The organism is Streptomyces sp. NPDC055962 (genome assembly GCF_042270185.1).
In the GTDB taxonomy this organism is placed as follows: Bacteria; Actinomycetota; Actinomycetes; order Streptomycetales; family Streptomycetaceae; genus Streptomyces.
The window spans coordinates 812835-835525 of record NZ_JBHJYN010000002.1; the positions used below are offsets into that span (position 1 = coordinate 812835).

At 72.6% G+C, this 22691-nt stretch carries 22 protein-coding genes; 8 read left to right on the plus strand and 14 right to left on the minus strand.

Annotation, left to right across the window (positions count from 1 at the left end; genetic code table 11):
• Positions 1-2: 2 nt before the first annotated feature.
• Complete coding sequence (locus ACFC51_RS08925) at positions 3-1235, minus strand: substrate-binding domain-containing protein (protein ID WP_376368085.1); 1233 nt, start codon at positions 1233-1235, stop codon at positions 3-5.
• 153 nt (positions 1236-1388) lie between these two features.
• Positions 1389-1994, minus strand: a complete 606-nt coding sequence (locus ACFC51_RS08930) for a TetR family transcriptional regulator (protein ID WP_376368084.1) — start codon at positions 1992-1994, stop codon at positions 1389-1391.
• Positions 1995-2225: 231 nt separating this feature from the next.
• Between ACFC51_RS08930 and ACFC51_RS08935 the strand changes: the two genes are divergently transcribed.
• Genes ACFC51_RS08935 through ACFC51_RS08945 form a run of 3 tightly spaced genes read left to right on the plus strand, consistent with a single transcriptional unit; the run spans position 2226 to position 5408 of the window.
• Complete coding sequence (locus tag ACFC51_RS08935) at positions 2226-3539, plus strand: glycosyltransferase family 4 protein (protein ID WP_376368082.1); 1314 nt, start codon at positions 2226-2228, stop codon at positions 3537-3539.
• 52 nt (positions 3540-3591) lie between these two features.
• Positions 3592-4323 (plus strand): class I SAM-dependent methyltransferase, encoded by a 732-nt coding sequence (locus ACFC51_RS08940; protein ID WP_376527729.1) that lies wholly within the window; start codon positions 3592-3594, stop codon positions 4321-4323.
• Positions 4320-5408 carry a prenyltransferase gene (locus tag ACFC51_RS08945; protein ID WP_376368078.1) on the plus strand — a complete coding sequence of 363 codons (1089 nt, stop codon included), beginning with the start codon at positions 4320-4322 and terminating at the stop codon, positions 5406-5408. The genes ACFC51_RS08940 and ACFC51_RS08945 overlap by 4 nt, the downstream gene beginning before the upstream one ends.
• Before the next feature lie 12 nt (positions 5409-5420).
• Here ACFC51_RS08945 and ACFC51_RS08950 read toward each other — a convergent pair whose 3' ends face one another.
• Positions 5421-5714 (minus strand): hypothetical protein, encoded by a 294-nt coding sequence (locus ACFC51_RS08950; RefSeq protein WP_329228298.1) that lies wholly within the window; start codon positions 5712-5714, stop codon positions 5421-5423.
• A gap of 140 nt (positions 5715-5854) precedes the next feature.
• Between ACFC51_RS08950 and ACFC51_RS08955 the strand changes: the two genes are divergently transcribed.
• Positions 5855-6415: a hypothetical protein gene (locus ACFC51_RS08955; RefSeq protein ID WP_376368076.1), complete on the plus strand. Its 561-nt coding sequence runs from the start codon at positions 5855-5857 to the stop codon at positions 6413-6415.
• Between the two features lie 40 nt (positions 6416-6455).
• A complete protein-coding gene (locus ACFC51_RS08960) occupies positions 6456-7235 on the plus strand; it encodes a maleylpyruvate isomerase family mycothiol-dependent enzyme (protein WP_376527731.1) in 780 nt (259 codons plus the stop codon).
• A gap of 72 nt (positions 7236-7307) precedes the next feature.
• On the opposite strand, the gene ACFC51_RS08965 is transcribed toward ACFC51_RS08960, so the two are convergent.
• The 6 genes from ACFC51_RS08965 to ACFC51_RS08990 all read right to left on the minus strand — a co-directional run bounded on the left by ACFC51_RS08965 (position 7308) and on the right by ACFC51_RS08990 (position 13675).
• Positions 7308-8111, minus strand: a complete 804-nt coding sequence (locus ACFC51_RS08965) for a DUF5336 domain-containing protein (protein ID WP_376527734.1) — start codon at positions 8109-8111, stop codon at positions 7308-7310.
• 185 nt (positions 8112-8296) lie between these two features.
• Entirely contained in the window at positions 8297-9214 is a 918-nt protein-coding gene (locus tag ACFC51_RS08970) for an N-acetylmuramoyl-L-alanine amidase (RefSeq protein ID WP_376527737.1), read from the minus strand.
• A gap of 22 nt (positions 9215-9236) precedes the next feature.
• Positions 9237-9881 carry a class I SAM-dependent methyltransferase gene (locus tag ACFC51_RS08975; RefSeq protein ID WP_376528017.1) on the minus strand — a complete coding sequence of 215 codons (645 nt, stop codon included), beginning with the start codon at positions 9879-9881 and terminating at the stop codon, positions 9237-9239.
• A 145-nt stretch (positions 9882-10026) separates the two neighbouring features.
• Positions 10027-11334, minus strand: a complete 1308-nt coding sequence (locus ACFC51_RS08980; protein WP_376527739.1) for a M20/M25/M40 family metallo-hydrolase — start codon at positions 11332-11334, stop codon at positions 10027-10029.
• Complete coding sequence (locus ACFC51_RS08985) at positions 11331-12722, minus strand: cytosine permease (RefSeq protein ID WP_376368067.1); 1392 nt, start codon at positions 12720-12722, stop codon at positions 11331-11333. Before ACFC51_RS08985 ends, ACFC51_RS08980 begins: the two co-directional genes overlap by 4 nt.
• Positions 12722-13675, minus strand: coding sequence for a DUF1177 domain-containing protein (locus ACFC51_RS08990; protein ID WP_376368065.1), 954 nt, complete (start codon positions 13673-13675; stop codon positions 12722-12724). Before ACFC51_RS08990 ends, ACFC51_RS08985 begins: the two co-directional genes overlap by 1 nt.
• Before the next feature lie 150 nt (positions 13676-13825).
• On the opposite strand from ACFC51_RS08990, the gene ACFC51_RS08995 reads away from it, so the two are divergent.
• Positions 13826-14677, plus strand: a complete 852-nt coding sequence (locus tag ACFC51_RS08995) for an IclR family transcriptional regulator (RefSeq protein ID WP_376528018.1) — start codon at positions 13826-13828, stop codon at positions 14675-14677.
• Positions 14674-15402, plus strand: a complete 729-nt coding sequence (gene pepE, locus ACFC51_RS09000; RefSeq protein ID WP_376368063.1) for a dipeptidase PepE — start codon at positions 14674-14676, stop codon at positions 15400-15402. Before ACFC51_RS08995 ends, pepE begins: the two co-directional genes overlap by 4 nt.
• Here pepE and ACFC51_RS09005 read toward each other — a convergent pair.
• On the minus strand, positions 15368-16906 hold the full coding sequence (locus tag ACFC51_RS09005; RefSeq protein WP_376527742.1) for an MFS transporter: 1539 nt from the start codon (positions 16904-16906) through the stop codon (positions 15368-15370). The two genes, pepE and ACFC51_RS09005, sit on opposite strands and share 35 nt — an antisense overlap.
• Positions 16907-17154: 248 nt before the next feature.
• On the opposite strand from ACFC51_RS09005, the gene ACFC51_RS09010 reads away from it, so the two are divergent.
• Positions 17155-18669, plus strand: a complete 1515-nt coding sequence (locus ACFC51_RS09010) for an MFS transporter (protein WP_376527744.1) — start codon at positions 17155-17157, stop codon at positions 18667-18669.
• Between the two features lie 54 nt (positions 18670-18723).
• Here the strand turns inward: ACFC51_RS09010 and ACFC51_RS09015 are convergent, their stop codons facing one another.
• From ACFC51_RS09015 to ACFC51_RS09030, 4 genes are all read right to left on the minus strand, one after another.
• Positions 18724-19356 carry a response regulator gene (locus ACFC51_RS09015; protein WP_376528020.1) on the minus strand — a complete coding sequence of 211 codons (633 nt, stop codon included), beginning with the start codon at positions 19354-19356 and terminating at the stop codon, positions 18724-18726.
• 122 nt (positions 19357-19478) lie between these two features.
• Positions 19479-20672: a sensor histidine kinase gene (locus ACFC51_RS09020; protein ID WP_376527747.1), complete on the minus strand. Its 1194-nt coding sequence runs from the start codon at positions 20670-20672 to the stop codon at positions 19479-19481.
• A gap of 11 nt (positions 20673-20683) precedes the next feature.
• Positions 20684-21406 carry an ABC transporter permease gene (locus tag ACFC51_RS09025; RefSeq protein WP_376368238.1) on the minus strand — a complete coding sequence of 241 codons (723 nt, stop codon included), beginning with the start codon at positions 21404-21406 and terminating at the stop codon, positions 20684-20686.
• On the minus strand, positions 21406-22350 hold the full coding sequence (locus ACFC51_RS09030; protein ID WP_376368055.1) for an ABC transporter ATP-binding protein: 945 nt from the start codon (positions 22348-22350) through the stop codon (positions 21406-21408). Before ACFC51_RS09030 ends, ACFC51_RS09025 begins: the two co-directional genes overlap by 1 nt.
• Positions 22351-22691 lie beyond the last annotated feature (341 nt).

The window sequence follows — 22691 nt, forward strand, 5'->3', positions numbered from 1 at the left end:
GGTCAGCCCGCCGAGGGCTTCGCGGGCGGTGCCACCGTGTCGGCCGGCTCCGTGCTCACGAGCTCGGGCACTGCCGCGGCGCCGGTGCCCTTCAGCTTCGCGGTGAACATCGGCTGGAGCAGTGCGTGGTCCTCGGCACGGATCTGCTGCCCGCCCTTCACCCCGTCGAAGCTCCAGCCCTCCAGGGCCTTCGCCATCGCCGCGGTGTCGGTGGCCCCGCCCTCCTCGACGGCCCGCACGATCATCTGCGCCGCGGTGAACCCGTCGGTGCTGAACAGGTCGGGGGTGCCGCCCTCCTTCCCGACGCCGTCCAGCATGGCCTTCTCCACGGCGTTGCCGCCGCCGGCGCCGGGGAAGTAGTGCGCGAGGAAGGAGACCTTCGTCCCGGCCGCCCCGAAGACCGGGTACGAGGCCGTCCCCGCAAGCCCGGTGACGACCTTTCCGGCACTCAGCACACCCTGCTGGTCCAGTGCCGTCCACAGTGCGGGGGCGGTCGCGCCCGCCCAGGCCACGAAGACCAGGTCGGGGCCGCCCGCCTTGACCTGACGGGCGAACGGCGTCAGGTCGGTGGCGCTGGGCGGGGCGAGGACGGAGCCCACCGTGGCCCCCTCTGCGCCCAGGACCGCCTTGACGGCGGCGACGTTGGCCTGGCCGAAGGTGGAGTCCTGCGCGAGGACGGTGACCTTCTTGCCCTTCGGGTCCCCGAGCATGGTGCCCGCCGTGAGGATGTCCTGGTACGACTGCCGGCCGGAGCGGAAGGTGTACGCGTTGACGCCGGTCACGGCATCCGTGGCGGCCGGGCCGCTGACGTACAGCACCTTGTTCTGGGCGGCCAGCGGGGCCATCTGGAGGGCGACCCCGGAGTCGGTGGTGCCGGCCAGCACCTTGTACCCCTTGCCGATCAGGTTCTTCGCGGCGGACACCGCCTTGCCGGGATCGCCTGCGTCGTCCTGCTCGGTGACCTCGATGGGATGGCCGTCCGCCTTGCCGGTGCCCTTCGTCGCGTAGTCGAGGCCGGCCATGAACCCGTCGCGGTACTGCTTCCCGTAGGCGGCGAGCAGCCCCGTACGGGAGTAGACGAGCCCCACCTTCACGGCCTCGTCGGCCCCGGACCCGCCGCCGGACCCGCCCGCCTGTCCGGCGGCGGTGCAGCCCACCAGGAGCAGACCGGTGGCGCCGAGCACGGCCGCGGTCAGGGTTCTTCTGTGGACGGTGGCTACGGCTCTGCGACGCATGGTGACCGGCTCCTCGGCAGGTTCGGGTGATGTGGGCCGAACCGTACGAAGACCGGGGCGCCGTCGACATGGTGCAGGGCACCCCACCTGGCGGGATCCCGGTGTGGGCACCGCACATGGGCAGCTCCCGGCGGGTGCCCGCCGCGGGGCAGGTCAGCCCGCGGCGGCCGGCCGGCCGATCAGTCCGCACACCGTCTCGATGTCCCGCTTCACCTGCGCGATCGACTCCCTGCCCGACAGCCAGGTGATCAGCGCCGAGTGCCAGGTGTGCTCGATGACGCGGACCACGGACAACTGCTCCTGGGTGGGGTCCTCCAGCCCCATCGCGTCCAGGACGATCGCCGTCGTCAGCCGCGAGACGGCGTCCACCTCGGGGCTCACCCCCCGGTCCGCGAAGGTCAGCGCCCGCACCATGGCGTCCGCCAGGTGGGGGTCGCGCTGGAGCGCCCGGAAGGCCCGCATCAGGGTCTCGGCGACCCGCTGGGCGGCGTCGTCCCCGGCGGGCGGCTGCCTGCGCAGGGTGATCTGCAGGCGCTGGAGCTGGTCCTGCATGATCGCGACCAGCAGATGGACCTTGGAGGGGAAGTAGCGGTAGAGCGTGCCCAGGGCGACCCCGGCGGCGTCGGCCACCTCACGCATCTGCACGGCCTCGAAACCGCCCCGCCCGGCGAGCTGCGCACCGGCCCGCAGGATGCCGCGCCGACGCGCCTCCTGGCGCTCCGTCAGGGGACTCGCCGCCGGCCTGGCTTCCGCTGTCATCTGCCCCATCCAAAAAGGGAGAACCCGTTACCTGTCCGGCCGGCCACCGGTTTCCGGTCGCGCACAGCCGGCCAGGGCGTCCGTCGTGGCGTGAATCACCTGATCCGGCCGTCACGCAGACGCTACCTGCCGGTAGATTCGGTGCGTGTTGAACGAACGAGTCTGAAACTTGTTCTAGATTAGCGCGACCGGTTACGCTCCGGCGAAAACGCAGTGAGAAGGGGGCCGAGTGTGACCGCTGAGGCCATAGAGTCAGGCCCCCTCGCGGGCGGTGGTGCGCCGGGCACCGACGGTGACCGGCCGTTGCGCATCGCCCTCCTGACGTACAAGGGCAACCCGTTCTGCGGCGGCCAGGGCGTCTACGTCCGCCACCTCGGCCGCGAACTGGCCCGGCTGGGCCACAGCGTCGAGGTGATCGGCGCCCAGCCCTACCCCGTCCTCGACGAGGGAGTCCCGCTCACCGAGCTGCCGAGCCTCGACCTGTACCGCCAGCCCGACCCGTTCCGCACCCCCGGGCGCGGCGAGTACCGCGACTGGATCGACCTCGCCGAGGTCGCCACCATGTGGACCGGCGGCTTCCCCGAGCCCCTCACCTTCAGCCTGCGCGCCCGGCGCCATCTCCTCGCCAGGCGCGGCGACTTCGACGTCGTGCACGACAACCAGACGCTCGGCTACGGCCTGCTCGGGGACCTCGGCGCACCCCTCGTCACCACGATCCACCACCCGATCACCGTCGACCGCCGACTGGACCTGGACGCCGCGGAGTCGAGGCGCCGCCGCCTGTCGGTGCGCCGCTGGTACGCGTTCACCCGCATGCAGAAGCGCGTCGCCCGGCGCCTGCCGTCGGTCCTCACCGTCTCCGGCTCCTCCCAGCAGGAGATCACCGAGCACCTCGGGGTCCGGCGGGACCGTGTCCACGTCGTGCACATCGGGGCCGACACCGACCTCTGGTCGCCGGACCCCTCGGTCGCCGAGGTCCCCGGCCGCATCGTCACCACCTCCAGCGCCGACGTGCCCCTCAAAGGCCTCGTCCACCTCGTGGAGGCGCTTGCCAAGCTCCGCACCGAGAACCCCGCGGCGCACCTCGTCGTCGTCGGCAGGCGTGCCGAGGACGGTCCCGTGGCCCAGGCCATCGAGCGCTACGGGCTCCAGGACGCCGTCGAGTTCGTCAAGGGCATCAGTGACGCCGAACTCGTCGACCTGGTCCGCAGCGCCCAGGTCTCCTGCGTCCCTTCGCTGTACGAGGGCTTCTCGCTGCCCGCCGCCGAGGCCATGGCCACCGGGACCCCGCTGGTGGCCACCACCGGCGGTGCGATCCCCGAGGTCGCGGGGCCCGACGGGGAGACCTGCCTGGCGGTCCCGCCCGGCGACGCGGGCGCCCTGGCCGCCGCGCTCTCCCGGCTGCTCGGCGACCGCGAGCTGCGTGTCCGCCTCGGCGAGGCGGGCCGCGCCCGGGTGCTGGCCAACTTCACCTGGGCCAGGGCCGCTCTCGGTACCGTCGAGCTGTACCGACAGTCGATCGCCGCCCGGGGAGCCCGCAGGTGAGCGTCCCCGTGACTCCCGGAACCCGTACCTCCGACCTCGAAGGCAGGCCCCCGTGCTGACCGTCGACTTCACCCGCTTCCCGCTCGCCGCCGGCGACCGGGTGCTCGATCTGGGCTGCGGCGCCGGCCGGCACGCCTTCGAGTGCTACCGGCGCGGCGCCCAGGTGGTGGCCCTCGACCAGAACGCCGAGGAGATCCGCGAGGTCGCGAAGTGGTTCGCCGCGATGAAGGAGGCCGGTGAGGCGCCCGCGGGCGCGACCGCCACCGCGATGGAGGGCGACGCGCTCAACCTGCCCTTCCCCGATGCCTCGTTCGACGTCGTGATCATCTCCGAGGTCATGGAGCACATCCCCGACGACAAGGGTGTCCTCGCCGAGATGGTCCGCGTGCTCAAGCCCGGCGGCCGCATCGCGATCACCGTGCCCCGCTACGGCCCCGAGAAGGTCTGCTGGACGCTCTCCGACGCGTATCACGAGGTCGAGGGCGGCCACATCCGCATCTACAAGGCCGACGAACTCCTCGGCAAGATCCGGGAAGCGGGCCTCAAGCCCTACGGCACCCACCACGCGCACGCGCTGCACAGCCCCTACTGGTGGCTGAAGTGCGCGTTCGGCGTGGACAACGACAAGGCGCTGCCGGTGCGGGCGTACCACAAGCTGCTGGTCTGGGACATCATGAAGAAGCCCCTGGCCACCCGGGTCGCCGAGCAGCTGCTCAACCCGGTCGTCGGCAAGAGCTTCGTGGCGTACGCGACCAAGCCGCACCTGCCGAAGGCCGAGGCGTGAGCACACCCGAGCAGACCGAACACCTGGTCCTGCCGGGCGTCCTGACCGCGGAACAGGCGGCCGAGACCGTGGCCGCGCTGCTCGCCGTGCAGCGCGAGGACGGGGCGTTGCCCTGGTTCCGCGGTCACCACCTCGACCCGTGGGACCACACCGAGGCCGCCATGGCCCTGGACGCGGCAGGTGAGCACGAGGCCGCCGCCCGTGCCTACGCCTGGCTGGCCCGCCACCAGAACGAGGACGGGTCCTGGTACGCCGCCTACCACGACGGCGAACCGGACCGGCCGACCGACCTCGGGCGCGAGACCAACTTCTGCGCCTACGTGGCCGTCGGCGTCTGGCACCACTACCTCGCCACCGGGGACGACGCCTTCGTCGACCGGATGTGGCCGACGGTCTACGCCGCGATCGAGTTCGTGCTGCGGCTCCAGCAGCCCGGCGGCGAGATCGGCTGGAAGCGCGAGCCCGACGGCACGCCCGTCACCGACGCCCTGCTGACCGGCTCCTCCTCCGTCCACCAGGCGCTGCGCTGCGCGCTGGCGCTGGCGGAACAGCGTGAGGAGGCCCAGCCGGACTGGGAGCTGGCGGCCGGTGCGCTCGGCCACGCGATCCGCAGCCACCCCGAACGCTTCCTGGACAAGAGCCGCTACTCGATGGACTGGTACTACCCGGTCCTCGGCGGCGCGGTCACCGGCGCCGACGCGACACGGCGGATCGAGGACGGCTGGGACAGCTTCGTGGTCCCCGGCCTCGGCGTGCGCTGCGTGCTGCCCAACCCCTGGGTCACGGGCGGCGAGAGCTGCGAACTGGCCCTGGCGCTCTGGGTGACGGGAGAGTCGGACCGGGCCCTGGAGATCCTCCAGTCCATCCAGCACCTCCGGGCCGAGGGCGGCCTGTACTGGACGGGGTACGTCTTCGAGGGCGAGCGGGCCGTGTGGCCCGAGGAACTCACCACCTGGACGGCGGGCTCGCTGCTGCTCGCGGTGGCCGCGCTCGGGGGGGACGAGGCGACCACCGCGGTCTTCAGCGGCGTACGGCTGCCGACGGGACTGGAACCGGACTGCTGCCGTGAGGAACCGGCCCGCTAGTGCGGGCAGGCCCTAGTGGCGGCGTACCCGGCCCGCGATGGCGTGACCGATGAACAGGTAGACGACTGCGGCGAGACCGTAGCCGGTGACGACGCGGGCCCACGCTTCGTCGAAGGTGAACAGGTCGTACGACCAGCCGGCGAGCCAGTGGGCGGAGTCCTGGACCCACTGGACCAGGTCGTTGCCCCGGTTGGCGTCGAGCAGGTACATCAGGATCCACAGAATGATGATGAATGCCATGATGTCCGCGACGACGGCTATGACACGTGCGGCGGTACTGCTTCCTGAACCTGATCTGGGAGACATGCTCTCCGGATTGCCGCTTTGCCGTGGGTGAAACCCGTACGGCGGGCACCGGGTGGCGCCCGTCTCCCGCACGGGTGAGCCTGGCGAGGAGTGCCGGCTCACGTCACTCACGGTGAACACCCCGGTCAGGGAGGTCCCTCGTGCCCCGTTCCGCACCCCTCAGCCGGCTCGTCGTGGCGCTGCTCCTCTCCTGCGCCCTGTTGGCGGGGGCCACCGCCTGCGGTGGTGACGACGACGGCGGCGGCACGCAGGCGTCCGGCTCCGCGAGCCCGAGCCCCACGACGTCGGCCCAGCGGCAGAAGTGGGCCAAGACCCGCTTCGTGGCGAACGCCGGCCTGGCGGCGGGGGCGGCGTACCAGTGGATCGTGAAGCCCTACCGGGCCGGCACGTTCAAGAAGGGCGCCGACGGGCGGACCTTCGCGGTGGTCAAGGCAGGCGTCGCGGGGGCGTTCACGTACAACAGGCTCAAGGCCGCGGCGGACAACGCCAAGGGTGACCCGCTCCTCGCGAAGGCCGTCGCGCCGCTGACCGCCGGGATCGAGTCGCTGAAGGACGTGGCCGCCAGGATGGCCAAGGGCGAGGCGGGCGCCGGAGACGTGGGCGCGTTCGAGAGCGTCGTCAACAGCGTCAAGGAGGCAGGGAAGAGCGCGGGCGCCGAGGTGCGGGACAAGGTCCCGACCACCTCGCAGCTGAGCGGATAATCCGCTGGGAGGGCCGTCGTACGCCGCATAGGGTGCGAGGATGACCCACCTTGCGCACGAGCGCTACTGCGACGAGATCGTGGCCCAGACCGACCGGCTGGCCGCGCTGGTCACGGACGCCGGCCTGTCCCGGCGGGTTCCCACCTGCCCCGACTGGGACCTGCGCGAACTCGTCCTCCACGTCGGCGGTGCGCACCGCTGGGCCGGGGAGATCGTCCGCAGCAGGGCGGCCGAGGAGATCCCCGACGACCGGGTGCCGGACGCCGCCGGCCCGGCCGGCGGCGACGCGGCCGCTCTGCGCGCCTGGCTGGCGGAGGGCGCCGCCGCGACCGCGCACGCCCTGCGCGAGGCGGGCCCGGACACCGGGGTGTGGACCTGGGCGTGGGAGCGCCGGACCGCGTTCTGGGCCCGGCGCATGGCCCACGAGACCGCCGTCCACCGGGCGGACGCGGCGCTGGCCACGGGGACGGCGTACGAGGTGGCCCCCGAGCTGGCCGCCGACACGATCACCGAGTGGCTCCAGATCGTGGCCTTCGCGCAGGCGGAGGGCGACCCTGAGGCGGCCGAACTGCGCGGTGGCGGAAGGTCCTTGCACCTGCACGCCACGGATGTGCCCGGGGCCGAGTGGCTGATCGAGTTCGGTGAGGACGGCTTCACCTGGAGCCACGCCCACGGGAAGGCGACCGTGGCCCTGCGGGGTCCGCTGACGGGGCTGATGCTGGCGTTCAACCGCCGGCAGAAGCCCGACGAGGGCGGGCTCGACGTGCTGGGCGACCGGGAGCTCCTGGACTTCTGGCTGGAGCGGTCCTCCTTCGGCTGAGCACCGCCACGCCTCCCCTGACACGCCGATGGCCCCCACCCTCGCGGGCGGGGGCCATCGGCGTGACGCCGCTCAGCCGCGCTGGATGCCGGTGGTGTCCTGGAGGACACCACGACGGCCGTCCTGCGTCTGGGCGATGAGCCCGGGACCGCGCTGCTCGACCGCGAGGTACCAGGTACCCGGGGCGAGTTCGGCGATCGGGTTGGGGGCGCCGTCCTCGCCGTACAGCGGACGCGCGACGGGCACCGCGAACCAGAACGGAGTGAAGTCGCCGGCCGGCGCGCCACCGCTCTGCGGAGCCTGCTGCGCGGCCTGCTGGTGCTCCGGCTGGGCGCCGTAGGGCTGCGCCTGGCCCGGCTGCGCACCGAACTGCTGCTGGCCACCGGGGTAGCCGTAGCCCTGGCCGGGCTGCTGGCCGTAGGCCGGCTGCACGGGCTGCGCCGGGCGCGGCGCGCCCATCAGCGGGGCCTTGAGGGCGGGGACCAGCGGGGTGGCCACGGCGCCGCCCGCCAGCACGAGGGTGGCCAGCAGGCCCAGGATCAGACCGGCGCCCGCGTCACCCGCGTCGATGATCGTCCAGAACATGGTCCACAGGGCGTACACGGTGAACGCGGCACCGAACTGGCCGAGTTCGAAACCGGCCACCTTGCGGCCCGGCATCGCGCGGCTGACGATCAGCAGCGCGGCGCCGATGATGCCGGCCAGGTAGATGCCCATGAGGATGGAGAGCGAGTCCCAGGCATTCGCGCTGTAGCCCGAGCAGTCCACGCCCGAGGGGCAGTCGTAGCCGGAGAGGTCGAGGAAAGAGGCGATGAACAGCACGACCGCTGCTCCGATCACCACGCCGTCGCCTCGAGTGAGGGAGCGGATATTCACGTGAAGGTCCTTAGTCGGTCGTATCGTCGGGGCGGTCGTCGATGCCGCCGGACGGCGGTTACGGCGCGAAGCTCGGGGGCGGCTCCCCATCGTACGGATGAATCTATCGTCTGCCCGGGCGGGTTGTGATGCTGCCCGGACCTCGGACCGGCTATCCCCCCGATGTCATCACCATCCGCGCAGAACTACTTCTTCAGATAGCTGCCGATGCCCTCGGCGATGCCGAGAGCCGCTTTCCTGCGCCAGCCCTCGCTGGTGAGCAGGGCGGCATCCTTCGGATCACGCATATTGCCGCATTCGATGAACACTTTGGGCACGGTCGAGAGATTCAGGCCGCCGAGATCGTCACGGGTGTCCAGCCCGGTCCCGCCGCCGATGTAATTGGAGGGGGCGCTTCCGGTAAGGCGTACGAAATTCCCCGCAATCCGTTCTCCCAGTTCACGCGAGGGGGCCACGATCTTCGCGGTGTCCGCGCCGCCGCCGTTCACCGCTGCGGGGAGAATGACGTGGAATCCCCTGTTGCCGGTCGCGGAGCCGTCGGCGTGGACCGAGACGACGGCGTCGGCCCGCTGCTCGTTGCCGATCCGCGCCCGCTCGTCGACGCACGGGCCGAAGGGGCGGTCGCCGTCCTGGGTGAGGACGACCCTCGCCCCCTGTCCTTCGAGCAGTGTGCGCAGCCGGCGGGAGACGTCGAGGGTGAACGCGGCCTCCGCGTACCCCGCGTCGGTCGCCGTGCCCGTGGTGTCGCACTCCTTGCGCCCGGTGCCGATGTCCACCGAGGCGTTGATCTCCCGGGTGTGGTCGCGGTTCCCCGGGTTGTGCCCGGGGTCGATCACCACGGTGCGCCCCGAGAGCGGGCCCCGGGGCAGGGGCCTCGCGGACGTGCGGCCCGCCGACGGGCTCGCGTCCTCAGCCGCCGGACGCCGGGGCGAGGGGGAGGAGGACGGCGCGGACGAGGCCGGCCGGGACGCGGTCGCGGGTCCGGCGCCGGACCCGCCGCCACCCCCGCACCCGGCGGCGGTCAGACAGACACCCGCCAGTGCCGCGGCGGTCAGAGCGGACCCGCGGCGCGGGGCGGGGGGAGGGAAGTGGTCGTGGCGCACGTCGCGATGCTATCCGTGGCCCTCAGACCCCCGGCCCCGTACGCCGCAGGACGCGCAGTGAGTCCGTCACCGAGATCTCGGTGAACGCCCCCGAAGCCAGGGCTCGTTGGTGGACGCGGTAGGGCGCCTGCCCGCCGTCGGCCGGGTCGGGGAACACGTCGTGGATCACGAGCAGACCGCCGTCGGCCACCTTCGGCGCCCAGCCCTCGTAGTCGCCGTTCGCGTGTTCGTCGGTGTGCCCGCCGTCGATGAACACGAAGCCGAGCTGACCGCCCCACACCGCGGCGACCTGCGGGGAACGCCCGACGAGTGCCACCACGTGCTCCTCCAGGCCCGCCCGGTGCAGGGTGCGCCGGAACGTCGGGAGCGTGTCCATGAGGCCGATCTCCGGGTCGACGACCGACGGGTCGTGGTACTCCCAGCCGGGCTGCTGCTCCTCGCTGCCCCGGTGGTGGTCGACGGTCAGGGCCGTCACCCCGGCCGCCCGCGCGGCGGCGGCCAGCAGGATCGCGGACCGCCCGCAGTACGTGCCGACCTCCAGGAGCGGCAGCCCCGACGCGGCGGCCCCGACGGCGGCGGCGTACAGCGCGAGCCCTTCGCGGACCGGCATGAAGCCCTTGGCGGCCTCGAAGGCGGCGAGAACGTCCGGCTCGGGACGGGCGGGCACGGCGGCCACGGGTTCCTCCTGGTGGGGCGGTGGATCGGACGGCGTCCCATCGTGCCGTACGCCCCCGCGACGCAGGTCGGCGGGGGCGTACGGGTGGGGTGGGCCCGGGTCGGGGCAGGCCCCTGGCAGGGCTGCGGGGGTCAGGTCAGCAGCTCTGCCAGAGTCGGGTCATGACCCGGACGCCGAAGCGCAGGCCCTCCAGCGGGACGCGCTCGTCCACGCCGTGGAAGAGCCGGCCGTAGTCCAGGTCGTGCGGGAGCTTGAGCCCTTTGAAGCCGAAGCAGCGGATGCCCAGGCGGGTGAACGCCTTGGCGTCCGTGCCGCCGGGGTTGCAGTACGGCACGGGGTGGCCGTCCGGGTCCTCGGCGCGCACGGCGTCGCACATCGCGTCGACGAGCGGACCCTCGAACGCCGTCTCCATCGCGATGTCGTGGTTGACCCACTCCCGGCTGACCGAGGGCAGCAGCAGCCGGTCGATCGTGTCGATCAGCTCCTGCTCGTGGCCCGGCAGGAACCGGCCGTCGACCCGCGCCGTGGCCTTGCCCGGGATCACATTGGTCTGGTAACCCGCGCTGAACATGGTGGGGTTGGCGGAGTTGCGCAGCACCACCTGCATGAAGTCCGCCACCGGACCCAGCCGGGCCAGCGTGCCCTCGACGTCGTGCTCGTCGAACTCCACCCCGTACAGCCGGGCCGCCTCCTGGAGCAGGGCGCGGACCGGTTCGATCAGCCGGACCGGGAAGGTCTCGCGGCCGATGCGGGTGAGGGACTCGGCGAGGTCGGTGACCGCGTTCTCGTCGTTGGGGGAGGAACCGTGGCCGGCCCGGCCCGTGGCGGTGAGCTCCATCCAGGCCATGCCGCGCTGCGCGTTCTCGATCGGGTACAGCCGCCGGGTGCCGTCGATGGCGAAGGAGAAGCCGCCGCCCTCACCGATCGCCTCGGTGACCCCGGCGAACAGGTCGGGGCGGTGCTCGACGAGCCAGTGCGCGCCGAACTTCCCGCCCGCCTCCTCGTCGGCGAGGAAGGCGAGGACCAGATCGCGGGCGGGCCGGACCCCGGTCCGGGCGAAGTGGCGGGCCGTGGCCAGCACCACCGCGACCGTGTCCTTCATGTCGATCGCGCCGCGCCCCCAGAGGTAGCCGTCGCGGATCTCACCGGAGAACGGCGGCACCTGCCACTCGGACGCGTCGGCGGGCACGACGTCGAGGTGGCCGTGGACCAGCAGGGCGCCCCGGTCCGGGTCGGAGCCCGGGATGCGCGCGACGACGTTGGCCCGGCCGGGGGCGGACTCCACCAGGACGGAGTCGATGCCGGCCTCGGAGAGCCGGGCCACCACCCAGTCCGCCGCCGCACGCTCGTCGCTCGTCGGGTTGGAGGTGTCGAAGCGGATCAGTTCGGCGCAGAGGCCGACGGCCTCCTCCTGGGCCTCTTCGGAAGCCGGGACGATGCTCATGCCGCTCCTGCCGTGGTGGTGGTGCGGACGGCGGGCGCGGGGGTGTGCGCGTCGTCGTCCAGGGTGGAGGTGCCGTACGGGCGGACCCAGCCGAGCAGGCCGAGCACGCAGTACAGCAGGAAGGCCGTGGCCAGCGAGTTGAGGGCGGGTATCCCGCCGTCGTAGAACTTGCCGACGCAGAACGCCGCGAGCCAGATCGCCAGGGACATCGGCACCCAGGTGGGCGAGGTCGCCGGGAGTGTCTGCGCGGCGCGGGTCTCGTCCAGGGGGCGCCGCATCCGCTTCACGACCCAGTACTCCGCGACGATGATCCCGCCGATCGGCGGGATCATCACGCCCAGCAGGGAGAGGAACTCCGTGAAGTGGGTCATGATGCCGACCGCGGAGAGGAGTGTGCCGGCGGCCCCGAGGGCGACGGTGACGACCCCGCGGTGCAGCCGCTTGCCGAAGACGACCTGGAAGAAGTTGACGACGCCGAGCGAGGAGCCGTACAGGTTCCAGTCGTTGATCTTGGCGGTGGACATCAGGACCACGGCCACGCCGAACGCACCCGAGGTCGAGAGCACGATGTGCGAGACCTCGCCGGACTTCACCAGGTGGCCGAGGAGCACACCCGTCATGCCGACGATGTACTCGGAGAGGATCATCGAGGAGGCGCTCTGCACGAAGACGTGCGAACCCTTCCTGTTGTAGCGGGTCATCTCCGGGGAGACGATCGCCCCCGTCATGTACCCGCCCGCGATCGCGGTGGCGGCGACCGCCAGCGGGATGGTCTCGCCGGGCGGCGGCGAGTTCACCAGGTCACCGAGCGAGTGGTCGTTCAGCGTGGTGACGACCGACCAGGCGACCATGGCGAAGAAGAGCGGGGTGACGATCTTCGCGAACAGCGCCATGTACCGGAAGCCGAAGATCACCAGCGCGGTGATGGCGATGCCCGCGACGACGCACCACATCCATGACGGGCCGCCGGCCAGGGCCGAGACGCTGTCGCCGAAGATCGTGTTCTGGACGCCGAACCAGCCGACCAGACTGACCGCGATGACGAAGCTGACCAGCGCCGAGCCGTTGCGGCCGAAGCCCGCCCAGCGGGTCAGCATCGGGGTCGCCAGGCCCTCGCGCATCCCCGCCAGACCGATCGCGAAGATGACGATCTCCAGGATCACGGCGCCGAGGGTGAAGGCGAGGAAGGCGTCCCCGAAGGTCATCCCGACACCGATGGTGGCGCCGAGGGTGAACTGCGAGATCGACCCGGACTGCGCCAGCCACTGAAGGAGCATCGACCAGAAGCCGAAGCGCTTCTCGCGCGGCACCCGGGAGAGCGCGTAGTCGTCGCTGCCGATGCTCTTGGCCTCGGGGGCCGTGGCGGCGGCCCGGCTGTCGGATGCCATCAGGACTCCAGGGGTGTGCGGCCGAAGGTCTGCAGGTGAGCCAGCGACCCGTAGCGGGTGACGAGGTTGTCGAACTCCACCGCGTCGTGGAAGTCCAGGGTCCCGGCGCCGAAGGCCTTGGCGACCTCGACGGCGTACCGGGCGGCGGAGGCGATGTCCGTCTCGTGACTCGCGCCCGTCTGGCAGCCGGGCACCGCGGCGGCCGAGGTGACCGCCAGACCGACGACCGGGGCGGCGGTCGCGGTGGAGGGCTGAAGGATCGAATTGATGTGGTGTGCACCGTTACCGTACGGGGTGATGTCCTGGGTGGTCACCGGGTACGTGACCAACGGCTCACCGGTCACCACCGCGAGCAGCTCGCCGAGCTGCTCGGAGACGCGGAGCACCCAGCCCTCCTTGACGGTGGGCGAGAGGGCCAGCCCCTTGTGGTTGATGATCCGGTTGCCCTTGGTGGTGTCGATGGAGAGCACGGCCTCCATCTCGCCGGTGACCTCGTGCCGGTTCATCGTGGCGATGTCCACCGGGGACCCCATGAACGGGACCGGGTCGTGCGGCTCGGTCGGGGCGCTCGGGCAGATGTGCGTGGCGACGATCACGTCACCGGGGAGCGCGTCGCCCCGGCGGCGCATGTCCAGCAGCTTGGCGGCCGTGGCGAGCGCCGAGGCCGCGCCGTCGGCGTCCGACACGAGTCCGGTCACCTCCGGGCGGGCGCCGACGCCGCCGAGCCGGCCCACCACGCCGAGGGTCCGCGCGCTGCCGCCCGCCGTGCGCCCGTCGGTGCCGGGGATGCGGACGAGCACGAAGTCCGTCGCCCCCCGGTCGCCGGTCACCGTCGTGACCTGGGCGGACGAGCCCTCGGCCCCGGCGACGGAGTCGAGGTATCCGGCGACAGACCTGCCACAGACCTGCGGGTCGTCCAGCAGCTCGACGATGTCCAGTACGTACTTGAGCATGGGGGGCCTTTCTCGGAGCGGGACACCCGCCCGGCGCTCCTACGGGGAAGCGCGGGGCGGGGTGCTGGAGCAACATTCGGGATCGGCTACCGTGGAACGCAACAGTTTCCCGTTATCTGCAATTCAGGTCTGAATGGTGAGATGCTGCTGATGGCCGACTTCCCGCTGGACCGCCGCACCCCCACCGGGGCCCTCCAGACCGTCGACCGGGCGCTCCTGGTGCTGCTGGCCTTCGAGCGGACCCGCCCCGACTGGGGCGTCACCGAGGTCGCCGAGGAGTTCGGCTGGGACACCTCGGTCGCCCAGCGCCTGCTGGCCACTCTCGCGGGCCGCGGCTTCCTGGTCTCCGACCCCGTCACCCGCCGCTACCGCATCGGCCCCGCCGTGCTGCGGCTCGGCCGGCTCTGGGAGCGCTCCGGGTCGCTGGAGCTGCTCGCCGCGCCGGTGCTGGAGGAACTGCGCCGGACCACCGGCGACACCGTCCTGTTCTGCCTCCCGGACAGCTTCCACATGCGGTGCGTGGCGGCCGAGGAGGGCGAGACGGGGCCGCTGCGCTACTACCCGCTGGTCGGCGAGCTCTACCCGGCGCACGCCGGGGCCACCAGCAAGTCCTTCTACGCCTACCTGCCCGACGACCAGCGCCACCGGCTCTTCCGGGGCCGCCCCATGGCGCGCTTCACCGACCGGACCGTCACCGACCCGGACCTGCTGGAGCAGGAGTTCCTCAAGGTCCGCGCCCAGGGGTACGCGTGGACCGTCGGCGAGTACGACGCAGGCGTCGCGACCGTCGCCGTGCCGGTGTTCCTGGGGCGCGAGCCCTACGGCAGCCTCAGCCTCGGCGGCGGCGAGGACCGCTTCCGGGGAGCTCCCGAGGACCGGCTCGACGCACTGCGCCACGCCGCCCACCTGCTGGAGCAGCGGCTCACCCACCCGCCCCAGCGGCCCAAGTCCCGCGCGGGGCGCCCCCGCACCACCACCACCACCCCAGGAGGAACCCCGTGAATCTGCTGCTCCTGTCCAACTCCACCCAGTACGGCTGCGGCTACCTGGAACACGCCCTCGACACCGTCACCACGTTCCTTCCGGACGGGGCGCGGCTCGCCTTCGTGCCGTACGCGCTGGCCGACCACGACGGCTACACCGCGCGCGTCCGGGGCGCCCTGGAACCGTCCGGCATCAGCGTGCGCGGCGTCCACGAGAACCCCGACCCCCTCTCCGAACTCGCCGCTTCGGACGCCGTGTTCATCGGCGGGGGCAACTCCTTCCGGCTGCTGGACGCCCTGTACCGCACCGGTCTGCACGAGGCGGTGCGTGACGCCGCGCGGAACGGGCTGCCGTACATGGGAGCCAGCGCGGGCACCAACATGGCCGCGCCGAGCCTGCGGACCTCCAACGACATGCCCATCGTGCAGCCGCCGTCGTTCGAGACGCTGGGCCTGGTCCCCTTCCAGATCAACCCGCACTACCTGGACCCGGATCCGGCCAGCACCCACAAGGGCGAGACCCGCGAGCAGCGGCTCACCGAATTCCTCGAGGAGAACGACGTCCCCGTGCTCGGGCTGCGCGAGGGTTCCTGGCTCCGGGTGCGCGAGGGCGGGGCGAGCGTCGAAGGGGCCCACCCCGCCCGGCTGTTCACCCGCGGAGCCCCGCCGCGGGAACTCGCGGCCGGGTCCGATGTGTCCTGGCTGCTGGCTACGGAGCCGGAGTTCGACGCTCCGAGGCGCTGACCGGCACCTCCACGGGGGCGGATTCCGCGGCCTCGCGCGCGTCGCCCGCGCTGCTGGCCAGCAGCACCGGGCGCGCGGGCCGCTGCGCCGGCAGGAACGCGGCCAGCACCAGACCGATCAGCACCGCACCGGTGGCGATCATGAACGAGGTCCGGAAGCCCTCCATGGTGGGGACCTCCACGGCGCCCGCCCGCACCGAGGTGTTCGCCAGGACCATGCCGATGACCGCGCTCGACAGCGAGGTGCCGATCGACCGCATCAGCGTGTTCAGGCCGTTCGCCGCACCGGTCTCGGAGGCGTCGACCGCCCCGATGATCAGGGCGGGGAGCGAGGAGTAGGCGAGCCCGATCCCCGCCCCGAGCACCACCGCGATGATCACGGTCTGCCAGGCGGCGCTCATCAGGCCGAGGCCCGCGCCGTAGCCGACGGCGATGACCAGCATGCCGAGCGTCAGGGAGATCTTGGGGCCGCGGCGGGCGGAGATCCTCGCGTAGAGCGGGGCCACGAACATCATCGTCAGACCCAGCGGAGCCACGCAGAGCCCCGCCACCACCATCGACTGCCCCAGGCCGTACCCCGTCGAGGCGGGCAGCTGGAGCAGCTGCGGCAGGACCAGGGAGACGGCGTAGAAGGCGACCCCGACCATGATCGAGACGAGGTTCGTGAGCAGCACCTCGCGCCGGGCGCTGGTGCGCAGGTCGACCAGCGGTGCCGGGGAGCGCAGCTCGAACAGGCCCCACAGCACCAGGACCACCAGGGACGCGCCGATGAGACCGAGCGTCAGGGGAGAGGTCCAGCCCCAGTCGCCGCCCTTGGTGACGGGCAGCAGGAGGCAGACCAGCCCGAGGGAGAGCCCCAGCGCGCCGACGAGGTCGAAGCGGCCCGGTGCGCGCAGCGGGGGCTCCGGCACGACGAGGAAGGTCAGGGTCATGGCCAGCACGCCCAGCCCGGCCGAACCGAGGAAGAGCGCGTGCCAGTCGGCGTGCTGCGCGACGAGCGCGGCGGCGGGCAGCGCCAGCCCGCCGCCCACGCCTATGGACGAACTCATCAGGGCCATCGCCGAGCCGAGCTTCTCGCGCGGCAGCACGTCGCGCATGATGCCGATCCCCAGCGGGATCGCGCCCATGGCGAAGCCCTGGAGCGCCCGGCCGGCGATCATGACCACGAGGTCGTCGGTGGAGGCGCAGATCAGCGAGCCGACCACCATCACGGCGAGGCTGGCCAGCAGCATCCGCCGCTTGCCGTGGAGATCGCCGAGCCGCCCCATGATGGGCGTCGCGACGGCTCCCGCGAGCAGGGTGGCCGTCATCACCCAGGTCGCGTTCGCCGGGTCGGTGCCGAGCAGGGACGGCAGGTCCTTGATGACGGGGACGAGCAGGGTCTGCATCACCGCGACGGTGATCCCGGCGAACGCCAGTACGGGAACGACGCCTCCGCCCTTCCCCTTGCGCGGGCCGGGGAGCGCCGCGCGCGACCCCTGCTGTTCGTTCGTCGTCCGTCGCATACGTGTGGCCTCCGGGCAGGGGATATACGGAACAGGGGCGAGCGGGTGGAGCGTGCGGCAGCGCGCGGAACAGGCAGCGCCGGCCGCCAAGTGTGTGCATGTTGAACACTTCCCTGTGCCTGCGATATTCCGGTGAACGCGGCGTAAAAACCGGGAAGTCGGCGGAGGTCCTACGCCGGGAGGCGGAGACGGGGCGGGACCGATGGGGGACCGGAAACGGATGTACGGGGCACGAGTGGCCTGCGAGTATGACACCCATGGTTGACGACTCCACGCCCACGAGGCCGCCCGCCCGATCGAGAACCCGCACCTGGGCCGTGGTCGCCGCCGCCTGCACCGGCCAGTTCCTCGTCGTCCTCGACGTCTCCGTCGTCAACGTGGCGCTGCCGTCCATGCGTACCGACCTGGGCCTGAGCGCCCCCGGTCTCCAGTGGGTCGTCAACGCCTACTCCATCGCCTTCGCCGGCTTCATGCTGCTCGGCGGGCGGGCCGCGGACATGTACGGCCGCAAGCGCATGTTCCTGACCGGGCTCGCCCTCTTCACCGCGGCCTCGCTGGCCGGCGGCCTCGCCCAGGAGGGGTGGCAGCTCCTCGCCGCCCGCGCCGGGCAGGGGCTCGGTGCCGCCGTGCTCTCCCCGGCGACCCTCACCATCCTCACCGCGGCCGTGCCCGAAGGACCCGCGCGGACCAGGGCGATCGGCACCTGGATGGCGGTCGGCGCGGGCGGCGGAGCGGCGGGCGGGCTGATCGGCGGGGTGCTCACCGACGCCTTCTCCTGGCGCTGGGTCCTGCTCATCAACGTGCCGATCGGCGCCCTCGTCATCGCAGGCGCGGCGGTGTGGCTGGCCGAGGGCGGTGCGGGCGGCCGGCGCCGGGTGGACCTGCTGGGCGCCGTGCTCGTCACGGCGGGCCTCGCGACGACGGCGTACGGCATCGTGCAGACCGAGGCCTCCGGCTGGACCGCCGCAGCGACCCTGGTTCCGCTGCTGGGCGGCCTGGCCCTGCTCGGTCTGTTCGTCCTGGTGGAGTCCCGGGCGCCCGCGCCGCTGATGCCGCTGCGCGTGCTCGGGGTGCGGGCCGTCTCGGCGGGGAACGTGTCGATGATGCTGCTCGGGTCGGCGACCTTCGGCATGTGGTACTTCATGACCGTCTACGCCCAGAACGTCCTGGGCTACACACCGCTGCAGGCGGGCCTCGCCCTCCTGCCGACGTCCGTCGCCGTCTTCGCCGGCTCCAAGGCCGCGCCCAGGATCATGGCGCGGACCGGCGCCAGGACCCTGGCCGTGACGGGTGTCCTGGTCGCCGCCGCCGGCTTCGGCTGGCAGTCCACCATGGACGTGGACGGCTCCTACCTCACCTCGGTCTGCCTCCCCGGGATCCTGATGATGGCCGGTGCCGGACTGGCCTCCACGCCGCTGGCCTCCCTCGCGACCTCCGGCGCGGCCCCCGGCGACGCCGGCCTCGTCTCCGGACTGGTCAACACCTCTCGCACGATGGGCGGCGCGCTGGGACTCGCCGTGCTCTCCACCGTCGCCGCGGCCCGTACGGGGGGATCCGGCGGGGCCGCCGAGATCACGGCCGGATACGCCCTGGCCTTCCGCACGTCCACCGTCGTCCTCGTGGCCGGAGCGGTGATGATGCTGCTCTGGCTGCCGGGCAGCCGCGCGAAGACGGCAGTGCGTCCGGGCACACCGGCCGGGGGACGGCCGGACCGGTCCGGCGAGGAGCCCGTGACGCCGGCGCTGCACGCCCCGGAGGCCTGAGGACCCGCCGCTCCCGACGGGCGCGGCGGTACGCGGCGGACGCGCCGGGTGGCGTCAGAGCCAGCCCTGCCCGCGGGCCGCCCGCATCGCCTCCATGCGGTTGCGGGTGCCGGTCTTGCCGATGGCCGAGGAGAGGTAGTTGCGGACCGTGGACTCCGACAGGCTCAGTCTCGCCGCGATGTCGGCGACCGTCGCGCCGTCCACGGAGGCGTTCAGCGCGTCCCGCTCCCTCGGCGTCAGGGGACTGGGGCCCGCGCCCAGGGCGGCGGCGGCCAGCGCCGGATCGATCACGGTCTCGCCGCCCAGCACCTGCCGGATCGCCTTCGCCAGGTCCCCGACCGGGCCGTCCTTCACCAGGAAGCCCGAGGCCCCGGCCTCCATGGCTCGCCGGAGGTAGCCCGGCCTGCCGAAGGTGGTCAGGATCAGCACCCGGCAGTCCGGGACCTCCGTACGCAGATCCGCCGCCGCGTCCAGGCCGCTGCGGCCCGGGAGTTCGATGTCCAGCAGCGCCACGTCCGGGCGGGACAGGAGGGCCTGGTCCACGATCCCCACCCCGTCGGCCACCTGGGCGACCACCTCGAAGTCCGGCTCCATCCCGAGCAGCAGGGCGAGCGCGCTGCGCATCATGCCCTGGTCCTCGGCGAGCAGAATGCGTACCGATCCGGTGGGGCGGTGGTCCTGCGGCATCTCGTCCACGGGGTCAGCGTAGGCCGCCGGGTGCCCGACGGAGGCCCTGACGCAGCCGCCGGGCCGGTCGGGCTCCCGCGGGGCCTCCGCCGGCAGCGGTCGGGCCGCCCGTCGGTCATGCGTCAGCAGCGGCCCCGGCGCCTGGAGCCGCTTGCCGTGCCGGCCGCGCCCTCCGTGCCGCTTCCCGTGTCCGCCGGCAGCTCCGCCGTCACGACGAAGCCGCCGTCCGCCCCGGGGCCCGACTCCAGGGAGCCGCCCGCGGCGGCCAGCCGCTCGGCCAGGCCTTTCAGCCCCGTACCGCGCACCGGGCCCTCCGGATCCCCCGGGCCTGCGCCGTCGTCCGTCACGGTCAGCCGGACCCGTTCGGATGTGGAGTCCAGGACGAACTCGCAGCGGGCCGCGCCGCTGTGGCGCACCGCGTTGGTGACGGCTTCCCGCGCCACCCAGCCCAGCAGGGCGTCGGCCTGCGCACCGGGCGCCGGGCCCGAGCGGTGGACGACCGCCTCGATCCCGGCGGCGGCCAGCACCGGTCCGGTACGGTCCAGCTCGGTGGCCAGGCTTCCCTCGCGGTAGCCCGTCACCGCCTCGCGGATCTCGGTGAGTGCCTGGCGGCCCACGGACTCGATGTCGGTGACCTGCGCGACCGCCGCATCGATGTCGTGCGGAGCGAGCCTGCGTGCCGCCTCCGACTTGACGACCACGACCGACAGGGTGTGGCCGAGCAGATCGTGCAGGTCGCGCGAGAAGCGCAGCCTTTCCTGTTCGACGGCGTTCCGGGCGAGTTCCTGCCGGGTCGCGCGCAGTTCCGTCACCGTCTCGGACAGGGTGAGGATCGCGGCGGTCACCGCCCCGGAGATGAAGGTCCCGTAGCCGATCGTCCACGGCTCCGAGACGTGGTCGCCGCGCCACACGGCCACCGCGCACGCGCATCCCGCCAGGACGAACAGGCCGATGCCGAGCCGCCGGCCACGCAGAATCGTGCCGCAGGCCAGCGAGAGCAGGGGGAAGAACAGCAGCCAGTTGCCGCCGTAGCCGGCCGCGAGACCGAAGGTGAGGGCCGCCATGGCGGCCAGCAGCACGTAGGACGTGGCGCTCTCCCGCCGCCGTCTGTCGAACCCCCGGAACACCACGGAGATGTAGAGGGAGTTGAAGGCCAGCAGCCCCAGGCCGCCGACCCAGGGGTTCGGCGTCTCGCCCTGCCACAGGTTGGAGAACGCGCCGAGCCCCATCAGCAGGGTGGGCAGCAGGGCGTAGGGGCCGGGCGGACCGGGCCGCCTGTCCCTCTTCTTCGTCTTCCTGAACGTCTTGACGGACACGGGCACTCCGCTCACAGGGTCCTCGCCGACCGACGGTAGGACATCACGGCGTAGCCGCCGAACAGCAGCAGCCACCCGCCCAGTACGGCCACGGAGCCGGCACCCGGGGAGTGCCCGGCGATCGTCGACCAGCCGAGGTCGGCGAACCCGTGCGCGGGAGTGAACCCGCCGACGGCGCGCAGCCACCCGGGGAGGACCTCGAGCGGGAACCACAGCCCGCCCACGAGCGCGAAACCCATCAGGCAGGCCACGTTGACCACGCCCGTGCCCTGCGGGGTGAGCCGGTACCCGTTGCCGATGCCGAGCAGGGTGAAGGGCAGCGCACCGGTCCACAGCAGCAGCACCAGCGCGACCCACTGCCAGACCGCCAGCCGCACCCCGTTGACGAGCGCCCCGGCCAGCAGCACGGTCAGGACGGTCGGCAGGACCGTCACCGAACCGCTGATCGCGCGGCCCGTCACCGCGCGCCACGGGTCCAGCGGTGTGATCCTCAACTGCTGCAACCAGCCCAGGGACTTGTCCGACGCGATGCCCGTCCCGATCGCCATGGCCGAGCCGAGTGCACCGTACGCCGCCATACCGACCATCGACGCGGCCTTCCAGTCGTCGTACGTGCCGCTCCCGCCGACATTGGTGAAGAGCAGGTACATCATCACCGGCATGCCCGTCCCGAAGATGAGGAACGCGGGGTCCCGCAGGGTGCGCCGGATCTCGAGTGCGACGTAGGCAAACATCACGCGGTCTCCTTCACCTGGTCGGCCGTCGGTGCGGTGAGGGAGAGGAACGCGTCCTCCAGGGTCGCCCTGCCGACCTGGAGACCGCGTACCGCACCGATCCGCGCCAGTTCCACGACCGTCGAGTCCGAGTCGTCCGTACGCAGCAGGGCCCGGCCCCCGCGCACCTCGACATCCAGCACGCCGGGGAGCGCCTCGAGGTCCGTGGCCGAGCGGCCCGCCAGGTCGACGGAGACCAGCCCGCCGCCCGCCGACCGCTTGATCGCCTCGCCGCTGCCGTCCGCCACGACCCGGCCTCCGTGCAGGACCACGATCCGGTCGGCGTTCCCGTCGGCCTCCTCCAGATGGTGGGTGGAGAACAGGACGGTGTTGCCGCGTTCGGCGAAGGCCCGGATCGACGCCCAGAACGCGCGCCTCGCCTCCACGTCCAGAGCGGAGGTCGGCTCGTCCAGCACCACCAGTTCGGGATCGCCCGCCAGCGCGACGGCGAACCGGACGCGCTGGATCTGGCCACCGGACAGCTTGTCCACGCGCCGCTCCGCGTACTCCGTCACCCCCGCGAGGGCCAGCGCTTCGGCCACGGGCAGCGGGCGGGGGTAGAGGGACGCGACGAAGCGCACCAGCTCACCCACCGTCACCCGGGGGATCGGACGGCCGTCCTGGAGCATCGCCCCGGCCAGCCCGGCGCGGACGGCCCGCCCGGGGGTGCGGCCGAAGAGGCGCACCGTGCCCGAGTCGGGCTCGTTCAGGCCGAGCAGCAGGCCGATGGCCGTGGACTTGCCCGCCCCGTTGCGGCCCAGCAGGGCGACGGTCTCGCCGCGCCCGACCGTGAGATCCATGCCGTCGACCGCCCGGACGGTGCTTCCCGCCCGGCCGAACGTCTTGACCGCTGCGGTGAACACCACCGCAGGTCCGTTCCCCTTGGTCCCCGTTGTCCGTGTCATGGCGACGACGCTACGGGCCGGGCGTTCCCCGCGGCAGGGGCGAGTGTACGGAGTCCATGAGGACAAATGTCATGGGTGCGCGGGCTGTTGGGGGCGGTGCGCCGCCGCACCGCACGAGGGCCGCCGCAGCCGGGTGGCTGCGACGGCCCTCCTGTCGTACGAAGCGGCTCAGGCCGCCGCGCTGCCACCCCCTTCGGAGGGGCGGCGGTGACGGCCGTGCGGCTCTGCGGTCACACTCTCCGCGGATGCGCCTCCTCGGTGCTTTCCGTAGCCGCCGGCTTCGGCCCGTTCCGTGTCCGCCTGGGGCGGACGCGTCTGGGTCGTGTCGGTTCGGGCTTCAG

Excerpts from the sequence above, each read along its gene's own strand:
- ACFC51_RS08925 (WP_376368085.1), bottom strand. The coding sequence starts at position 1,235 with ATGCGTCGCAGAGCCGTAGCCACCGTCCACAGAAGAACCCTGACCGCG.
- ACFC51_RS08930 (WP_376368084.1), bottom strand. The coding sequence starts at position 1,994 with ATGACAGCGGAAGCCAGGCCGGCGGCGAGTCCCCTGACGGAGCGCCAG.
- ACFC51_RS08950 (WP_329228298.1), bottom strand. The coding sequence starts at position 5,714 with ATGTCTCCCAGATCAGGTTCAGGAAGCAGTACCGCCGCACGTGTCATA.
- ACFC51_RS08960 (WP_376527731.1), top strand. The coding sequence starts at position 6,456 with ATGACCCACCTTGCGCACGAGCGCTACTGCGACGAGATCGTGGCCCAG.
- ACFC51_RS08980 (WP_376527739.1), bottom strand. The coding sequence starts at position 11,334 with ATGAGCATCGTCCCGGCTTCCGAAGAGGCCCAGGAGGAGGCCGTCGGC.
- ACFC51_RS08985 (WP_376368067.1), bottom strand. The coding sequence starts at position 12,722 with ATGGCATCCGACAGCCGGGCCGCCGCCACGGCCCCCGAGGCCAAGAGC.
- ACFC51_RS08990 (WP_376368065.1), bottom strand. The coding sequence starts at position 13,675 with ATGCTCAAGTACGTACTGGACATCGTCGAGCTGCTGGACGACCCGCAG.
- ACFC51_RS08995 (WP_376528018.1), top strand. The coding sequence starts at position 13,826 with ATGGCCGACTTCCCGCTGGACCGCCGCACCCCCACCGGGGCCCTCCAG.
- ACFC51_RS09005 (WP_376527742.1), bottom strand. The coding sequence starts at position 16,906 with ATGCGACGGACGACGAACGAACAGCAGGGGTCGCGCGCGGCGCTCCCC.
- ACFC51_RS09010 (WP_376527744.1), top strand. The coding sequence starts at position 17,155 with ATGACACCCATGGTTGACGACTCCACGCCCACGAGGCCGCCCGCCCGA.
- ACFC51_RS09015 (WP_376528020.1), bottom strand. The coding sequence starts at position 19,356 with ATGCCGCAGGACCACCGCCCCACCGGATCGGTACGCATTCTGCTCGCC.
- ACFC51_RS09025 (WP_376368238.1), bottom strand. The coding sequence starts at position 21,406 with ATGTTTGCCTACGTCGCACTCGAGATCCGGCGCACCCTGCGGGACCCC.
- ACFC51_RS09030 (WP_376368055.1), bottom strand. The coding sequence starts at position 22,350 with ATGACACGGACAACGGGGACCAAGGGGAACGGACCTGCGGTGGTGTTC.